Source organism: Janthinobacterium sp. 17J80-10 (assembly GCF_004114795.1).
Taxonomy (GTDB): domain Bacteria; phylum Pseudomonadota; class Gammaproteobacteria; order Burkholderiales; family Burkholderiaceae_D; genus Paucimonas.
This window is the reverse complement of record NZ_CP035311.1, coordinates 890,407-905,960: the sequence shown is the minus strand read 5'-3', so window position 1 is coordinate 905,960 and position 15,554 is coordinate 890,407. Positions and strand designations below refer to the sequence as shown.

At 59.6% G+C, this 15,554-nt stretch carries 15 protein-coding genes; 1 reads left to right on the top strand and 14 read right to left on the bottom strand.

Annotation, left to right across the window (positions count from 1 at the left end; translation table 11 throughout):
* Nucleotides 1-67: 67 nt before the first annotated feature.
* From EKL02_RS04035 to EKL02_RS03975, 13 genes are all read right to left on the bottom strand, one after another.
* Complete coding sequence (locus EKL02_RS04035; RefSeq protein WP_128900848.1) at nucleotides 68-760, bottom strand: hypothetical protein; 693 nt, start codon at nucleotides 758-760, stop codon at nucleotides 68-70.
* A gap of 663 nt (nucleotides 761-1,423) precedes the next feature.
* Nucleotides 1,424-1,759: a cupin domain-containing protein gene (locus tag EKL02_RS04030; protein WP_128900847.1), complete on the bottom strand. Its 336-nt coding sequence runs from the start codon at nucleotides 1,757-1,759 to the stop codon at nucleotides 1,424-1,426.
* Nucleotides 1,760-1,841: 82 nt separating this feature from the next.
* Entirely contained in the window at nucleotides 1,842-2,246 is a 405-nt protein-coding gene (locus tag EKL02_RS04025) for a VOC family protein (RefSeq protein WP_128900846.1), read from the bottom strand.
* Between the two features lie 504 nt (nucleotides 2,247-2,750).
* Nucleotides 2,751-3,101 (bottom strand): DUF3147 family protein, encoded by a 351-nt coding sequence (locus tag EKL02_RS04020; protein ID WP_128900845.1) that lies wholly within the window; start codon nucleotides 3,099-3,101, stop codon nucleotides 2,751-2,753.
* 39 nt (nucleotides 3,102-3,140) lie between these two features.
* Nucleotides 3,141-3,911, bottom strand: coding sequence for an enoyl-CoA hydratase (locus tag EKL02_RS04015; RefSeq protein WP_128900844.1), 771 nt, complete (start codon nucleotides 3,909-3,911; stop codon nucleotides 3,141-3,143).
* A 4-nt stretch (nucleotides 3,912-3,915) separates the two neighbouring features.
* Nucleotides 3,916-5,112 (bottom strand): acetyl-CoA C-acyltransferase, encoded by a 1,197-nt coding sequence (locus tag EKL02_RS04010; RefSeq protein ID WP_128900843.1) that lies wholly within the window; start codon nucleotides 5,110-5,112, stop codon nucleotides 3,916-3,918.
* Nucleotides 5,113-5,122: 10 nt separating this feature from the next.
* Nucleotides 5,123-7,510 carry a 3-hydroxyacyl-CoA dehydrogenase NAD-binding domain-containing protein gene (locus EKL02_RS04005; protein WP_128900842.1) on the bottom strand — a complete coding sequence of 796 codons (2,388 nt, stop codon included), beginning with the start codon at nucleotides 7,508-7,510 and terminating at the stop codon, nucleotides 5,123-5,125.
* A 22-nt stretch (nucleotides 7,511-7,532) separates the two neighbouring features.
* A complete protein-coding gene (locus EKL02_RS04000) occupies nucleotides 7,533-9,323 on the bottom strand; it encodes an acyl-CoA dehydrogenase C-terminal domain-containing protein (protein ID WP_128900841.1) in 1,791 nt (596 codons plus the stop codon).
* A 24-nt stretch (nucleotides 9,324-9,347) separates the two neighbouring features.
* Nucleotides 9,348-9,962: a TetR/AcrR family transcriptional regulator gene (locus EKL02_RS03995; protein ID WP_128900840.1), complete on the bottom strand. Its 615-nt coding sequence runs from the start codon at nucleotides 9,960-9,962 to the stop codon at nucleotides 9,348-9,350.
* A gap of 97 nt (nucleotides 9,963-10,059) precedes the next feature.
* Nucleotides 10,060-10,446: a S4 domain-containing protein gene (locus tag EKL02_RS03990; RefSeq protein WP_128900839.1), complete on the bottom strand. Its 387-nt coding sequence runs from the start codon at nucleotides 10,444-10,446 to the stop codon at nucleotides 10,060-10,062.
* Between the two features lie 19 nt (nucleotides 10,447-10,465).
* Nucleotides 10,466-11,635, bottom strand: a complete 1,170-nt coding sequence (clsB, locus tag EKL02_RS03985) for a cardiolipin synthase ClsB (protein ID WP_128900838.1) — start codon at nucleotides 11,633-11,635, stop codon at nucleotides 10,466-10,468.
* 40 nt (nucleotides 11,636-11,675) lie between these two features.
* Nucleotides 11,676-12,479, bottom strand: a complete 804-nt coding sequence (locus EKL02_RS03980) for an endonuclease/exonuclease/phosphatase family protein (protein WP_128900837.1) — start codon at nucleotides 12,477-12,479, stop codon at nucleotides 11,676-11,678.
* A 63-nt stretch (nucleotides 12,480-12,542) separates the two neighbouring features.
* Nucleotides 12,543-13,457, bottom strand: coding sequence for a LysR family transcriptional regulator (locus EKL02_RS03975; RefSeq protein WP_128900836.1), 915 nt, complete (start codon nucleotides 13,455-13,457; stop codon nucleotides 12,543-12,545).
* 200 nt (nucleotides 13,458-13,657) lie between these two features.
* Between EKL02_RS03975 and EKL02_RS03970 the strand changes: the two genes are divergently transcribed.
* Nucleotides 13,658-13,933 carry a hypothetical protein gene (locus tag EKL02_RS03970; protein ID WP_128900835.1) on the top strand — a complete coding sequence of 92 codons (276 nt, stop codon included), beginning with the start codon at nucleotides 13,658-13,660 and terminating at the stop codon, nucleotides 13,931-13,933.
* A gap of 68 nt (nucleotides 13,934-14,001) precedes the next feature.
* Here EKL02_RS03970 and EKL02_RS03965 read toward each other — a convergent pair whose 3' ends face one another.
* Nucleotides 14,002-15,552 carry a long-chain fatty acid--CoA ligase gene (locus EKL02_RS03965; RefSeq protein WP_128900834.1) on the bottom strand — a complete coding sequence of 517 codons (1,551 nt, stop codon included), beginning with the start codon at nucleotides 15,550-15,552 and terminating at the stop codon, nucleotides 14,002-14,004.
* Nucleotides 15,553-15,554: the final 2 nt, after the last annotated feature.

Genomic DNA, 15,554 nt, shown 5'->3' with positions numbered 1-15,554 from the left:
TTCGCATCTTAGCGAGAAAGACCGCTTTCTGCGGTCCGGTTGAATGATGGGTTAGACGGCGGCTTCATTATGGCCTAGGCATTGAAACCGATGTCGGCATGCAAAAGCCATTAATTATGCATGTTTCGAGATTGAAATTGGATAGCGAGAGAGGGGCTTTGAGCTTGAACGCATGTCTCTTCTCGGAGTACCCCTGCCTCCTTGTCTTCTTCCAGTAGATCACCTTCTGGGTCAAGTAATTGACGCTATTTCCACTTGTTTCCTCCAATTCAAATTTCTTTCCAGACATAAATGTACTTGAATGGTCCTCACCGGCCAGGATTAGGTCGTTATTGCGCATTTTGAACTTGTAAGAGGATGCCCAACTTTCGGGATTACAGTTGTAGGCGCAATGCTCAGAAAAGGCGAGAATCTTGTTCTTGATTTCAAGTTCCTTCTCGCTTCGCCCGTTCCAAGGCCATACTTCGGACCGATAAGCGATTTTGTAGGAGCCGCCTTGTTGCCCATAAAGGACGATGAGTTCCTCGTCTTGTCGTTCCCCGTATTCTGTGGATTTGCAATTGACAATAGCCGCGACGTCTTGGAACCCTTTTCCGCTGAGATTACCTATTGCGACTACCATTGGATGTCGCAGCACTTCGGGACAAATTTTCTTAACAGAACGGAGGGCTTCTGACGGAAGCCGATCATCCGCTCGACATGCAGAAGCGGGGATTGTTACAAGAACCGCAAAGCAAACAGTGGTGATTGTTTTGGTCACGGAGACGCCTAACGCCGCGCTAACAGGCGCACAACATGAGCCGCGAAGCGGCAGCTTGTTGTTGTGCGTCCTGGTTCAGGAACGAGTTAAATGAACAGCAGTGAATAAAGATTTTCAACATTTTTATTTACAGTGCGCTTCGATTTCCTTGCCTAAGTTGGTCAGATGCTCTTCAATCTCACACGTGGCAAATAATCTCGGAAGCTTCCTCCGTATCAGCGTATTCTCCGTTACTTTCCCACCATACTCGCAATACAGCCTCCATCGCTCGCCGACCAACGAAGTTACCCGGAAAAATTCGGTTGTCGTTCGTTTCTCGGCGGTGTTCGATTGTGTAGTCTTTACTGGGTCTGGAGTTTCTTCATAATGGTCATCCAGCCTCATAATCCACGCCCTGGAGAGCTTCCCAGGACCGTTGTCATAAAAACCCCAATCTTTGTACATGGCCAGACTTTGATTACCCTCGATTACGCTAGGGCATTTAATTACTTCCTTGGCCACAGCAATGCCATGTTCGCTTGCCAGAAATAGGCAACACGAAACAAGAACAAAACGATATCCAATTCTTGCGGCAAAATTCAATCCAGAACCTTCCTGTCCATTTAACGCCGAACTAACAGGCGCCGCATAGCGGCGTCCGGGTTGAGTGACGAGTTAAAACTTTTATTCGCCACCATTTGGTCCCCAGAAAACTGCCCAAGTTGAAAAATCACTGCTGAAACTCTCAAACCTATGTACTGCGCCAGCTGGAACAAATACACAGTCACCGGTGGCAAGATGCGTCCGATTATCTTCGAGTACAAATTCCGAATTTCCCGCTACCACAAAGTACAGCTCATCTTGGTCGTGTGGCGCTTGAGGATCGTGGCCGGCTGGAGCATACAACTCAACTGTCATTGAGCCATGCGAAAGCGCCTGAACAAATCGCTCGCCGCCCGGCCATTTCTCGGACGCTGGCCCAGGAATCTTCTTCAGCAAGTCGGCAAAGCTGGCTTTCATAGTTTTAACGCCGAACTAACCGGCACCCAACATGGGCCGCGGAGCGGCAGCTTTATGTTGGGTGTCCGGGTTGAGTGACGAGTTATGCGATCTCATCGCTGTATGTTTCATTCTCAAACTCAATCAAGCAAAAACCATTACCAAATGGATCGGAAAACGTAATGCATTTTGAGCCTCGCCAGCTAATACATTCAGTCTCAAGTATGGCTCCGGCATCAATCACACGTTCAACAGCTCGGCCTAAATCATCGACCACGAAATCAATGTGAACTGGCGTCCAATGCCTGGAATATTTCCGAATGTCAGGAATAGCCCCTGCACATTTTGAACCCTCAGATTTTTGCAAAAGATAGATGATCGAAGATCCGCCTTCCAGCTCCGCCACATCACTATCCAGTGTGCGCTTAAGACGCAAATCAAATGCTGAGCAATAGAAATCAATTCCCTTTTGAAGGTCAGGCACATCTATGTCAACCAGCATTTTCATAGCGAGCTATCCTTCTTTGTACGCATAACTTTAATTAGGTGGACACCGTTGTCCGCTTTTTCTGGCCGCCTGCCACCTAACATGACCGGCCATCCCGCGGAAACGCCCTGTCCACCTGCATTTGACGCCAATCTGTGCAAAAGCACAGTACTAATTAAAATGAAAAAACTGACACCGATTCCATCTTGTTGAATCTTGGTGTCCGCCTAATCTGGCTGCGCGCCACCTAACACGGGCGTCCAATCTTACGAAAACGCAGTATCCATCAGGGTTTCAACGTAGTACTGCACAAAAGTACAGTACTAATTAAACGGGAAAAACGTCACGGCGTGCGCAGGTGCATAACTCTGCTCACCGTCGCCAGAAGATTGCATCAATTGCAATTAATTATAGTGTATAGATGAATGCAAACCATATCTACTAGGCAAGATCATATAGTTATTGTTGTAATGAACGCCATCCCATGAACATGGGAGACAGAAAGAAATTGCTTCTTATTTTTGTCTATAGCAATTCAATGCCGAAGTGCCGCACAACAAACGCAAACACTGCAAAGCAAATAGCCGTGATGACGATACTGGCCAACAAGGCGGGCCAGAACCCTAAACGGTTGAACAGCATGGGGTACGCCAGGAACATCGGCAGCGTTGGCACGACGTACCAGAACGTGTACCAGGCATGATTGGTGATCCTTTCAGGAGGCTGTTTCTCGATATGCAGCCAGACCAGGGTAAGTATGGTTACCAACGGCAGGGCCGCGACCAGAGCGCCCAATTTATCGCTGCGCTTGGCCAGTTCGGACACGAGGACCACGACGCCTGCGGTCAGTAAATACTTGGTGATGATCCAGGCCACGTGCCCTCCATGTCCCCCCTGCAGGCAGGGGGTGCTGTATCAGGACTCCGGAAGATTGCGAAAATCCGGCTTTCTCTTTTCCAGGAAGGCCGCCACAGCTTCCCTTGCGGCCGGCGCCGGCAGCATGGCGGCAAAATGGCGAATTTCCTCCGCCATTTGCGCTGCGACTGCCGCCTGCTGCTGCGCCTTCATCAATTGCTTGGTAGTGCGCACCGAGGCCGCGGGTAAAGCCGCCAGCTTGCCGGCCTGCGCCTGGGCAAACGCCAGCAACTCGTCCTTTGGAAATACCCGGTTGACCAGGCCCATGTCGTACGCTTCCTCGGCGCCGAAAGCGTCACCCAGCAGCAGCGCCTCGGCGGCGCGCTGGTAGCCAGCCAGCTGCGGCAGCAAGAAGCTGGACGCAAATTCCGGGCACAGGCCCAGCTTGGCGAACGGCAGCGCGAACTTGGCATTGTCGGCGGCATACACCAGTTCGCAATGCAGCAGCAGCGTGGTACCGATGCCAACGGCGTTGCCGGCTACCGCGGCCACCAGCGGCTTGCGGGCGTCGGTGACGGCCTGCATGAAGCGAAAGACCGCGGCGTCCGGGCTCATGGGCGGATCGTTCACAAAGTCTTCCAGGTCGTTGCCTGCCGTGAATGCATCCGCATTGCCCGTGAAGAGGATGACGCGCACGGACGGATCATGCTCCGCCTCATGCATGGCATCGGTCATGGCCTGGTACATCGCAGCCGTGAATGCATTCTTCTTGGTTGGCCGGTTGAACTGGATGGTGAAGACGCCATCCACATTGCTGCTTAAAATTTCCATGGCATCAAACCCGTTCGAACACGCCAGCCGCACCCATGCCGGTGCCCACGCACATGGTGACCATGCCGTATTTCAGGTTACGGCGGCGCAAGCCATGCACCACGGTAGCGGCGCGGATGGCGCCGGTGGCGCCCAGCGGATGGCCCAGCGCAATCGCGCCGCCCAGCGGGTTGACCTTGGACGGGTCGAGCTGCAGGTCGCCGATGACGGCCAGTGCCTGCGCGGCAAAGGCTTCGTTCAACTCAATCCAGTCGAGCTGGTCCTGGGTGATGCCGGCTGCGCGCAGCGCCAGCGGCACGGCTTCCTTCGGCCCGATACCCATGATTTCCGGCGGCACGCCACGGATGGCGAACGAGCTGAATTTTGCCAGCGGCGTCAGGTTGTGTTCCTTGAGGATTTTCTCGCTCACCAGGAGCAGCGCGCCGGCGCCATCGGACATTTGCGAACTGTTGCCGGCGGTGACGGAGCCCTTGGCGGCAAACACGGGCTTCAACTTTGCCAGCGCTTCCACGCTGCTGTCGGCGCGCGGGCCTTCGTCCTGGTCGGCGGTGCGCGTCTTCACATCGATCTGGCCGCTGGCGAGATTCGGGAATTTTTCGACGATCTCGAATGCCGTGGTTTCATCGCGGAATTCGCCGCTTTGCTGCGCAGCGATGGCCTTCTGGTGCGAATTCAGGGCAAATGCATCCTGCGCCTCGCGCGAGATTTTCCATTGCTGCGCAACCTTTTCGGCGGTGATGCCCATGCCATACGCCATGCCGATATTCTCGTCCTTCAGCACCAGCGGATTCATCGAGGGATGGTGGCCCATCATCGGCACCATCGACATCGATTCGGCGCCGCCGGCGATGATGACATCGGCCTGTCCCACGCGGATGCGGTCGGCAGCAATGGCGATCGCCGACAGGCCCGAGGCGCAGTAGCGGTTGACGGTGATGCCGCCCACCGTGTTGGGCAATCCTGCCAGCAGCACGCCCATGCGCGCAAAATTCAAACCCTGCTCGGCTTCCGGAAAGGCGCAGCCGATCACGGCATCCTCGATCAATTGCGGGTCGAGGTTGGGCACCTGCGCCACGGCGGAACGGATGGCATGCACCAGCAGGTCGTCCGGACGCACATTCCTGAACATACCGCGCGGCGCCTTGCCGATGGGGGTACGGGTGGCGGCGACGATATAGACTTCTTGAAGTTGTTTGGTCATCATTTGCTCCTTAGTTTCGCACCGGCTTGCCGGTCTGCAGCATGCCCATGATCCGTTCCTGCGTCTTGGGATGGTTGAGCAGTTCCATGAAGTATTTGCGTTCCAGGTCCAGCAGCCATTGTTCGCTGACCAGGCTGCCCGCCTCGATATCGCCGCCGGCAACCACTTCCGCGATCAGCGAGCCGATCTTGTAGTCGTGCGCCGAAATGAAGCCGCCGTCGCGCATGTTGACCAGTTGCGCGGCGATGGTGGCCATGCCGTAACGGCCGGTGACGGGGAATGGCGCGCGCAGCGGCGGGCGGTAACCGGCGTCGTACATGGCGCGCGCCTCCACCTTGGCCACATGCAGCAATTCATACGGATTGAAGACAATGACGTCGTTTTCCGTGAGGTAGCCGAGCTGGCGCGCTTCGTGCGCCGACTTGGAGACCGCCGCGGTTGCCGCGTGCATGTAGGTATCCTTCAGGAACTGCAGGATATCGGTACCCTTGGCCTGCTTTGCAGCGCGCTGGGCAATTTCCTTCAGGCCGCCGCCACCCGGCAAGAGGCCCACGCCCACTTCCACCAGGCCGATGTAGGATTCCAGCGCCGCCACGCGTTTGGCTGTGTGCAGGAGCAGTTCGCAGCCGCCGCCCAGCGCCAGCCCGGCAACTGCCGCCACCACTGGCACATTGGCGTATTTCAGCATCATGTGGGCATTCTGCAGGCGCGCAATTTCCGGCTCGATGGCTTTCACGCCGCCCGACATGAACAGCGGCAGCATGGCTTGCAGGTCGGCGCCGGCGGAGAACGGCCCGCCTTCGGCGGCGTCGGCATGCCAGATCACCAGGCCCTTGTAATTCTGCTCGGCCTCGGCGACGGCGCGCTTCATGCCTTCGACCACTTCCAGGCTGATGAGATGCATCTTGGTCTTGAAGGACAGGATCAGCACGTCGTCGCCCTGGTGCCAGATGCGTACCGCATCATCCTCGAACACGGTGGTGCCGCCGGTGGCGCCCTTGGGCGCATTGTCGCCCACCAGTTGCGCGCGAAACGCCTGGCGCTGATAGACCGGCAGCTCGGAGCGCGGCACGTAGGCATTCTTTTTCGGCGCGTACGACCCCTGCGGCGCATGCACGCCTTCGCGGCCGTCGAAGACCCAGGCCGGCAGCGGCGCCGCGCTCAACGCACGGCCGGCATCGATATCTTCCTTGACCCAGGTGGCAACCTGCTGCCAGCCGGACGCCTGCCATGTCTCGAAGGGGCCGACGCTCCAGCCGAAGCCCCAGCGCATGGCGAAATCAATATCGCGCGCATTGTCGGCAATAGATTCCAGGTGCACGGCGATGTAGTGGAACGCGTCGCGGAAGATCGCCCACAGGAACTGGCCCTGCGGGTTGCTCGATTCGCGCAGCGCCTTCATTTTCTTGACCGGGTCCTTTTCTTTCAGGATGCGGCCGATCAGCTCGTCGGCCTTGCCGCCGCCGGCAACATAGTCGCCCTTAGCCGGATCCAGGCGCAGGATATCCTTGCCCACTTTCTTGTAAAAGCCGGCGCCGGTCTTCTGGCCCAGCGCGCCGGACTCGATCAGCTTGGCCACCACCGGCGGCGTTGCGTAGGCAGCATAGAAGGGGTCGTCCTTGAGCGCATCCTGCATGGTGCGGATCACGTGGCCCAGGGTATCCAGCCCGACCACGTCGGCGGTGCGGAAGGTGCCGGACTTGGCGCGGCCCAGCCGGGCACCGGTCAGGTCATCGACCACGTCGCACGAGAGGCCGAATTTTTCCGCCTCGATCATGGTTGCCAGCATGCCGAAGACGCCGACGCGGTTGGCGATGAAGTTGGGCGTGTCGAGCGCGCGCACCACGCCCTTGCCCAGCGTGGTGGTGAGGAAGCCTTCGAGCTGGTCGAGGATGTGCGGCGCAGTGGTCGCCGTCGGGATCAGCTCGACCAGGTGCATGTAGCGCGGCGGGTTAAAGAAATGCACGCCGCAGAAGCGCGCCTTCAAGGCGGCGTCGAATCCTTCCGACAGCGCATTGATCGACAGGCCGGAGGTATTGGAAGCAAAGATGGTATTGGCGCCGATATGCGGCGCGACTTTCTTGTACAGGTCGTGCTTCCAGTCCATGCGCTCTGCAATCGCCTCGATGATCAGGTCGCATTCCTGCAGCAGGTCGAGGTTTTCCTCATAGTTGGCGGCCTGGATCAGGGCGGCATCGTCCTTGTTGCCCAGCGGCGCCGGGCTCAGCTTCTTGAGGTTCTCGATGGCTTTCTGGACGATGCCGTTCTTCGGTCCTTCCTTGGCCGGCAGGTCGAACAGGATGACAGGCACGCGGGCATTGATGCAATGGGCGGCGATTTGCGCGCCCATCACGCCGGCGCCCAGCACGGCGACTTTCTTGACGATGAAATTGGACATGGAGATACCCTTTCTGTGTTCTTTAAAACAAATCGGCGTCAAGCGCCATCAGGCTGGCAGCACCCGAACGGGCCTGGCGGATCAGCATGGCGGTTTCCGGCAACAGCCTGGCGTAGTAAAAACGCGCGGTCGCCAGCTTGGCCTTGTAGAAGTTGTCGCCGCTATCCTGCTTGTCCAGCGCGATCTTCGCCATGCGCGCGAAAAAGTAGGCAAACACTAGGTGGCCGACTACGCGCAGGTAAGGCACGGCGGCGGCGCCCACCTCGTCCTGGTTCTGGAATGCCTTCATGCCGATTTCCATGGAAAGCTTGGTCACCTTGTCGCCGATATCGGCCAGCGGCGTGATGAACTCGCTCATGGCTTCGTCGGTGCCGTGCTCTTCCACGAATGCCTGGATTTGCGCGCCGAACTTGCGCAGCTTGGCACCGTTATCCATGAGCACCTTGCGGCCCAACAAATCCAGCGACTGGATCGTGTTCGTGCCTTCGTAAATCATGTTGATGCGGGCGTCGCGCACATACTGTTCCATGCCCCACTCGGCGATATAGCCGTGGCCGCCATAGACTTGCTGGGCTTCGGAGGCGGCGGCAAAACCGTTATCGGTGAGAAAAGCCTTGACGATCGGCGTCAGCAGCGCCACCTGATCGGCGGCTTCCTTCCTCACTTCTTCGTCAGGGTGATTGAGCTCGCGGTCGATCATCAGCGCAACATACGAGCTGAAGGCGCGGCCGCCTTCGGCCCAGGCGCGCGCTGTCAGCAGCATGCGCCGCACGTCCGGGTGCACGATGATCGGGTCGGCCGGCTTGTCCGGCGCCTTCGGCCCGGACAGGCTGCGCATTTGCAGGCGGTCCTTGGCATAGGTGACGGCATTCTGGTAGGCCACTTCGGTCAGGCCGAGCGATTGCATGCCCACGCCCAGGCGCGCCGCATTCATCATCACGAACATTGCCTGCAAGCCGCGGTTCGGCTCGCCGATGATCCAGCCGGTGGCGCCGTCGAGGTTCATCTGGCAGGTGGCGTTGCCGTGGATGCCCATCTTTTCCTCGATCGCGCCGCAGGTGATGCCATTGCGCGCTCCCAGCGAGCCGTCGGCATTGGGCAGGAACTTGGGCACGAGGAAAAGCGAAATGCCCTTGGTGCCGGCAGGCGCATCCGGCAGGCGCGCCAGCACCAGGTGAAGGATGTTGGCCGCCATGTCATGCTCGCCGGCGGAAATGAAGATCTTGCCGCCGGTGATGCTGTACGAACCGTCGGCCTGCGGCTCGGCCTTGGTGCGCAAGAGTCCGAGGTCGGTGCCGCAATGGGCTTCGGTCAGGCACATCGTGCCGGTCCATTCGCCCGACACCAGCTTCGGCAGGTACAGCGCTTTCTGCTGCGGCGTGCCATGCGCGTGCAGGCATTCGTAGGCGCCATGGGAAAGACCCGGGTACATGGTCCAGGCCTGGTTGGCGGAATTGACCATTTCATAGAATGAGTTGTTGACCACCAGCGGCAAGCCCTGGCCGCCATGCTCCGCATCGCACGATAGTGACGGCCAGCCGCCGTCCACATACTGGCGGTAGGCTTCCTTGAAGCCCTTGGGAGTCGTTACCGCATGGGTGTCCTTGTCGAGGCGGCAGCCTTCGCGGTCGCCGCTGTGATTCAGCGGGAACAACACATTGGCGGCAAACTTGCCGCCCTCTTCCAGCACCTGGTTGATGGTGTCGGCGTCGAGGTCAGCGTGTTTCGGCAACTGCTTCAATTCCTCTTCGACATGCAGCAATTCATGCAGAACGAATTGCATGTCACGCAAGGGGGCGGCGTAGTGTCCCATGACGGTCTCCTGTGGTTAGGCGTTTTATCTGGCGTCTTTTTTCTGGTAACTCTCGATCATTGTGTCAAAGCCTGCCTGCGCACGCTTTTCGCTGCCGGGGCGCTGGATGAAGCGGGCATCGTGGTGCAGCGCCAGCACCAGGCCATACATTTCAAATACCATCTGGTCGGGGTCGATGTCGGCGCGCAAATGGCCTTCATCGATTGCCTGCTGCACTGCCCGGCGCAAGCTGCCCTGCCAGGTGCGTACCATCGCCACCAGTTCTTCCCGGATCGCGCCGGGGCGGTCGTCGTATTCGACGGCGCCGCTGATGTAAATGCAGCCGGACGTAATCTCCAGCGTAACGCGCCTGACCCAGCCGGTAAAGAGGGCGCGCAGGCGCGGCAAGCCGCGCGGCTGCTTCATGGCGGGGAAAAATATTTCTTGCTCAAACTGGTCGTGGTAGCGCTTGACCACGGCGATCTGCAAATCTTCACGGGAGCCGAAATGGGCGAATACGCCCGACTTGCTCATGCTCATCTTGTCAGCCAGCAAACCTATCGTCAAGCCTTCCAGGCCTTGTCTGCTGGCCATGTCCAGGGCGGCGTCCAGGATGGCCGCGTGGGTTTGTTCGCCTTTGCGCAATTGTCTTGTTGCCATGCCGAGTGCGTGATCCGGTTAACCGATGTTCAAATAATCGTACGACCGTACTATTATGCATTGCGCGGCAAAAGTCAAACGTTAAAACAACGCCTGTTCACCAGGATGAATCGTCAAGCTTGCGGCGGTCGCGCTTGGTCGGCCTGCCGCGAATCGCTGCGCCCGGCTCCTGGAATAAGCGGCGCGTTTCAGCGCTCTGCTGACGCTTGGCAATACTCTCGGCGGTTTCCTCGTACAGGGTCTGGGCGACGGCAGCCGGCCCGCGCGTTTCCGATAGCCCCCGCACCACCACTTCCCATTCGGTTGCGCCATTGTCGATGGCCAGGGTATCGCCGGGCTTGACGCTTCTGGCCGGCTTGATGCGCTCGCCATTCAGGCGCACCTTACCGCCGTCGACGGCATCGGTGGCCAGCGAACGGGTCTTGAAAAAACGGGCTGCCCACAGCCATTTGTCGATGCGCACTGCGGCGCTGCCGGTATTCATGGTCAATCCCCGGAAAAAATCAGGACTCGCTGGCCCACACGATGAGCCTGATGGTATTCCTGTAAAAAAAATAGGCGGTGCGGTAGCCGATCCGCTTGTACCAGGGGATCTTGTCGAAGTCTTCCCGGCGCACCGCCACGCCGTCGGCGACGCCGCTCTCGATCTGCCTGCGCAGTGCCGTGGCAAAGGCGGCGTCGCGTACCACCACGTTGGCTTCCTGGTTGAGAACCAGGCTGAAGCCGTCGTAATTGCTCGAGCCTACCGTGGCCCACTGGTCATCTACCACGGCCACCTTGCCATGCAGCTGGGTGCGGCGGTATTCGACGATGCGCACGCCGTTTTGCAGCAGCTTGGGATAGTAGGCGCGCGCCACGGCATCCTGCAGCGGAAGCTGGCCCACGCCCAGCAAGAGCGTCACGCGCACCCCGCGCGCGGCCGCCGCGGCAAGTGCCACGCGCATCTTGCGCCCCGGGGCAAAATACGGATTGGCCAGCCAGGCATCCTGGCGAGCGCGGCCCAGCGCCTGCAGGTAGCTGCGTTCGATGGTACGGCGGTTGCGCAGGTTGTCGCGTACCACCAGCCCCGCCATGGCTGGCGCCACGGTGATGTCCGGCACCGGATGACGGTAGGCCTTGAGCCGCTCCATGCCTGCGCGCAGATTCATTTGCAGGCGGCCCATGCTGATCCACTGGGCTTCCATCTCGCGGTGGATTTCGGCTACCAGCGGGCCGTAAATGACCACCGCAAAATCCCAGCGCGGCGCCGGCAGGATGATGCGCGGGTCTTCATCGTCGCGCAGGTCCTCGTTGATATTCAGGCCGGCGACAAAGCCGGTATGACGGTCCACCACGCACAGCTTGCGGTGCAGGCGCGACAGGCCACGGCGAAACCACGGGTTATAGCGCCGGAAATGCACGCCGGCCGCGGCAAAATCGCGTTGCAGGCGCAGGCTTTGCTCGTCGCCAGTGCCAAGCCAGTCGACAATCACGTTGACGAAGACGCCGCGCGCGGCGGCGCCATGCAGGGCGGCTTCGATGCGCCTGCCGGTATCGTCGTCGGCGAAGATATAGGTTTCGAAGTAAATCTCGACCGTTGCCGCATTGATGGCTGCTTCCAGCGCCGGAAAAAATTCGGCGCCACAATGCAGCAAGGTGACGATGTTATCAGCGGTAAATTTTACCGAGCGCATAAGTCATGGCGAAACCAGCACAATGGGAGTGGCAGGGGGCTTACTTCAAGTGCAATGTTGCCACAATCGGCGCATGGTCAGACAGCCTGGACCACAAGCCGCCATGCAAGACTTTGGCATCTTCCACGGTAAAGCCGCGCACATAAATCCGGTCCAACTGCAATAGCGGCATCGCCGCAGGAAATGTGCGTGCCGGCGCCATCTTCGGCCCGCGCCCGGCCAGGCGCCGCAAGTAAGTGCCGAAACCGCGACGCGAAATGTTTTCATCGAATACTTCGCACACGCCCAGTTGCTCGCGCAACTTGTCGCTCAGCTGGTTGGTCCAGTCGTTGAAATCGCCCGCAATCACCACCGGCGCATCGCGCGGCGCCAGTTCATTGACTGCCTCGATCAGGGACGCGGTCTGGCGCTTGCGGCTGCCGGCGAACAGGCCGAGATGGATCACGAAACAATGGACGTCGACACCTGCCTCAACCCAACGCACCACGCAGTGCAGGATGCCGCGTTTTTCAAAGGCATGGTCGGACACATCCTGGTTGCTGAAGGAGGCGATCGGGTAGCGGCTCACCAAAGCATTGCCGTGGTGGCCATGGTCATACACGGCGTTCATGCCATAGGCGACATGATAGGCATCGTCGCCGGCCAGAAAGTCATGTTGCCCCTCCTCGGGCCAGTTGGTGGCATGCTTGGCCGCGAGCAAGTCGTGGCGCCCCTGGACTTCCTGCAGGAACAGGATATCGGCGTGCAGCGTGCCGACAGCTTGTTTTAATGCATGAATGCGTGGCCGGCTGCCAATGGAGGACACGCCCTTGTGGATGTTATAGGTGGCGATGCGAAGTTTCATGCAAACATTGTAACGCCAAGGCCCGACGATTTCAGTCTTTCATGCAGGCATGTCTGCGCTGGCTCAGGAAAGCCAGTTATCGGCTTCGGGATCAGGAAACTGCGCCATCATGAAATCGACGAATACGCGTACTTTGGACGACAGCAGGCGGCGACTGGGGTAGACCAGTGCGATCGGCAGCGTGTCGAGATGATAGGCCGGCAGGATACGGACCAGGCGTTCGCAAGACAAGTCGTCCTTGGCTGCAAATGAAGGAAGGATGAAGATGCCCATATCGGCCAGCGCGCAATCGCGCAATAAATCGCCGCTGTTGGCAATCACCCGGCTGACCACCGGGACATCGATGGCGCCATGCTCGTTGCGCAATGACCAATGGTGCCGGACTTGCTCGAAGGGATAGTTGAGGCATTGATGGCTGGCGAGGTCAGCGGGCTGTAGGGGCTCCCCATGTTTTTTTATATAGCCTGCAGAGGCGACCAGCAAGGTCTTGGCCCTGCCCAGCTGGCGGGCGATCATGGTGGCGTCGAATTGTTGCAGGTCACCGATCAGGATGCCGGCGTCGAAACCTTCGCCCACCAGGTCCACGGCCCTGTCCGAATACGTCACATCCAGCACGATTTCCGGATGGGCGGCGGCAAATTGCGGCAATAGTGTCGACAGCTGATAGCGTCCGAATGCCATCGACGAATAGATGCGCAAGGTGCCGGCAGGCTTGCGCGACATCGCGCCGGCGATCGCATCCGCATCCTCGATATCTTGCAGGATCTGGCGCACGCGTTCCAGGTAGGCCTGCCCCGTTTCCGTCAGCGACAGCTTGCGCGTGGTGCGGTTCAGCAGGCGCGTACCGAGATGATTTTCCAGGTCGGCAACCAGCCGGGTCACGACCGTATCCGAAATATTCAAGGCACGGGCTGCCCGGGCAAATCCGCCCTGCTCCACCACCCGCACGAATGCACGCATTGATTGCAAACGGTCCATTTTTTCCATTCCTGCTAAAAACGCAGTATTGCCTTGCAATTTTCAGCCTTTTTCTCCGGATCCGCAATGGATAAAGTAAGCCCATCGATGACACACAAACGCAAGCACGTGCGCTCCACCGATCCGGACCTGGCCGCAACGCCACAAGCGCGATCCTGCCAAGTCCGGCCATTGAAGCACTTACTTTTGGAGAAATTGAAATGAATGCAAAAAAAATGATCGTTGCTGTTGTTGCAGCCACTTGCGCCGCTGGCGCCTTTGCCGCCGATGTCGTCCGCCTGGAGTTTGCCAGTTCGCCGGCGCCTTATGACGTCACCGCCCAGGACACGGGCAGCTCCGCCGGCGCGGGAGGCGAAGCACGCAGCGCCGGTGCAGGCATCAGCGAGCAGTCGTTGCCGGCCATGAACTTTGCCAATTCGCTCGAACCGTCGGCAGTAACGGCGCAGTCGCCGGCCATTGCCCTGCCACGCAAGTAATTTGCCCGGCAATGAAAGCCGCACGCTCCTGCTTCGCCGCGCATGCGTGACAAGCCAGGAGAATGCGGCTACGCCTTGATCTGCTCGCGCAGGCGCGACTTCAGCAGCTTGCCAGCCGCATTGCGCGGCAGCACCGTTACGAGGTGCAGTTCGCGTGGCAGTTTGTAGCGCGCCAGGCTGCCTTCGGCAAAGCGGCGCAGCTCTTCCAGCGTCAGCGCAGCGCCAGGTTTGAGCACGGCAATGGCGACCACGCGCTCGCCCCACTTGTCGTCGGGCGCACCGACGACGGCGCATTCCGCAATCGCCGGATGCGCATACAGCACGCTTTCGACTTCGGCGGGATAGACATTTTCGCCGCCGGTGATGACGACATCCTTGAGCCGGTCGCTTAGGTAAAGAAAACCTTCGTCGTCGCAGTAGCCGACATCGCCCGTATGAAACCAGCCCTGCTGGTCAAACGCTGCAGCGCTGGCGTCGGCATTGTTCCAGTAACCCTTCATGACGTTGCTGCTGCGCACGCACACTTCCCCCTTGACGCCCGCCGCCGCAATGACTTGCCCGGAAAAATCCTGCAGGCAGATTTCGGTCATCATGCCTGGCGTTCCGCACGACCCCGGCTTGTCGGCGGCGCGCTCGGCTGCCAGGAACGTCACGGTCGCCGAGGTCTCGGTCAGGCCATAGCCCTGTTGCACGGGAATGCCGCGCTCTTCATATATCTGCAACAGCGGCACTGGCATCGGCCCGCCGCCCACGGACAACAGGCGCAGCGAGGCAAGCTCGGCACCCGCAAAGTCGGCATGCTGGCTCATGAAGAGCAGCATTGCCGGCACGGCAAAGGCAATCGTCACGCGGTAGTGCCGGATCGCCTGCAGCACCGCGCCGGCATCGAAGCCGCGCTGCAGCACCACATGGCCGCCGGCCACCAGGGTCGGCAGCGTGACGGCCAGCATGCCGCCCACATGGAACAGCGGCACAAAACCGAGCGCGACATCGGTCGACACCATGTCCTTGCTCAGCACAACATTCAGGCATTGCGACCAGATGTTCTGGTGCGTCAGCATCGCGCCCTTGGGATGGCCGGTGGTGCCCGAGGTGTACATGAGCGCGGCCACCTCCTCCGGGTCAACCGCCACCTGCGGCGGCACTGCGGCCACCTGCCCCATGCGCGGCACGACGGCAGGCCAGCCGGGCGCATCCGCTTGCAGGCCGAGATAATGGCGGCAGGCCAGGTTCGCGCGCACGCTGTCGATCATGCCTTGATGGGACGGACCGGCCAGCAGCAGCTGCAGGCCGGCGTCGTTGATGATGAAGGCAAGTTCCGGCGCGCTCAGGCGGAAATTGAGCGGCACGAAAACTGCCCCGAGGCGGGCAACGGCGAACTGGCTGACGAAGAACATGGGGCCATCGAAATCCAGGTGGCCGACACGGTCGCCACGCCCCACGCCGTGCGCCGCCAGCACGGCGGAAAGCTGCTCGACGCGCTGCCACAACTCGCCATAAGTCCAGGTGACATTGTCGCAGGTCAGTGCCGGCCGCTGCGGCGCGCGCACGACGCGGCGACGCAGCCATTCGGCCAGGCCCAGGGCGCTGGCACGCCCGCTTGCATTCTCATGATTCATTG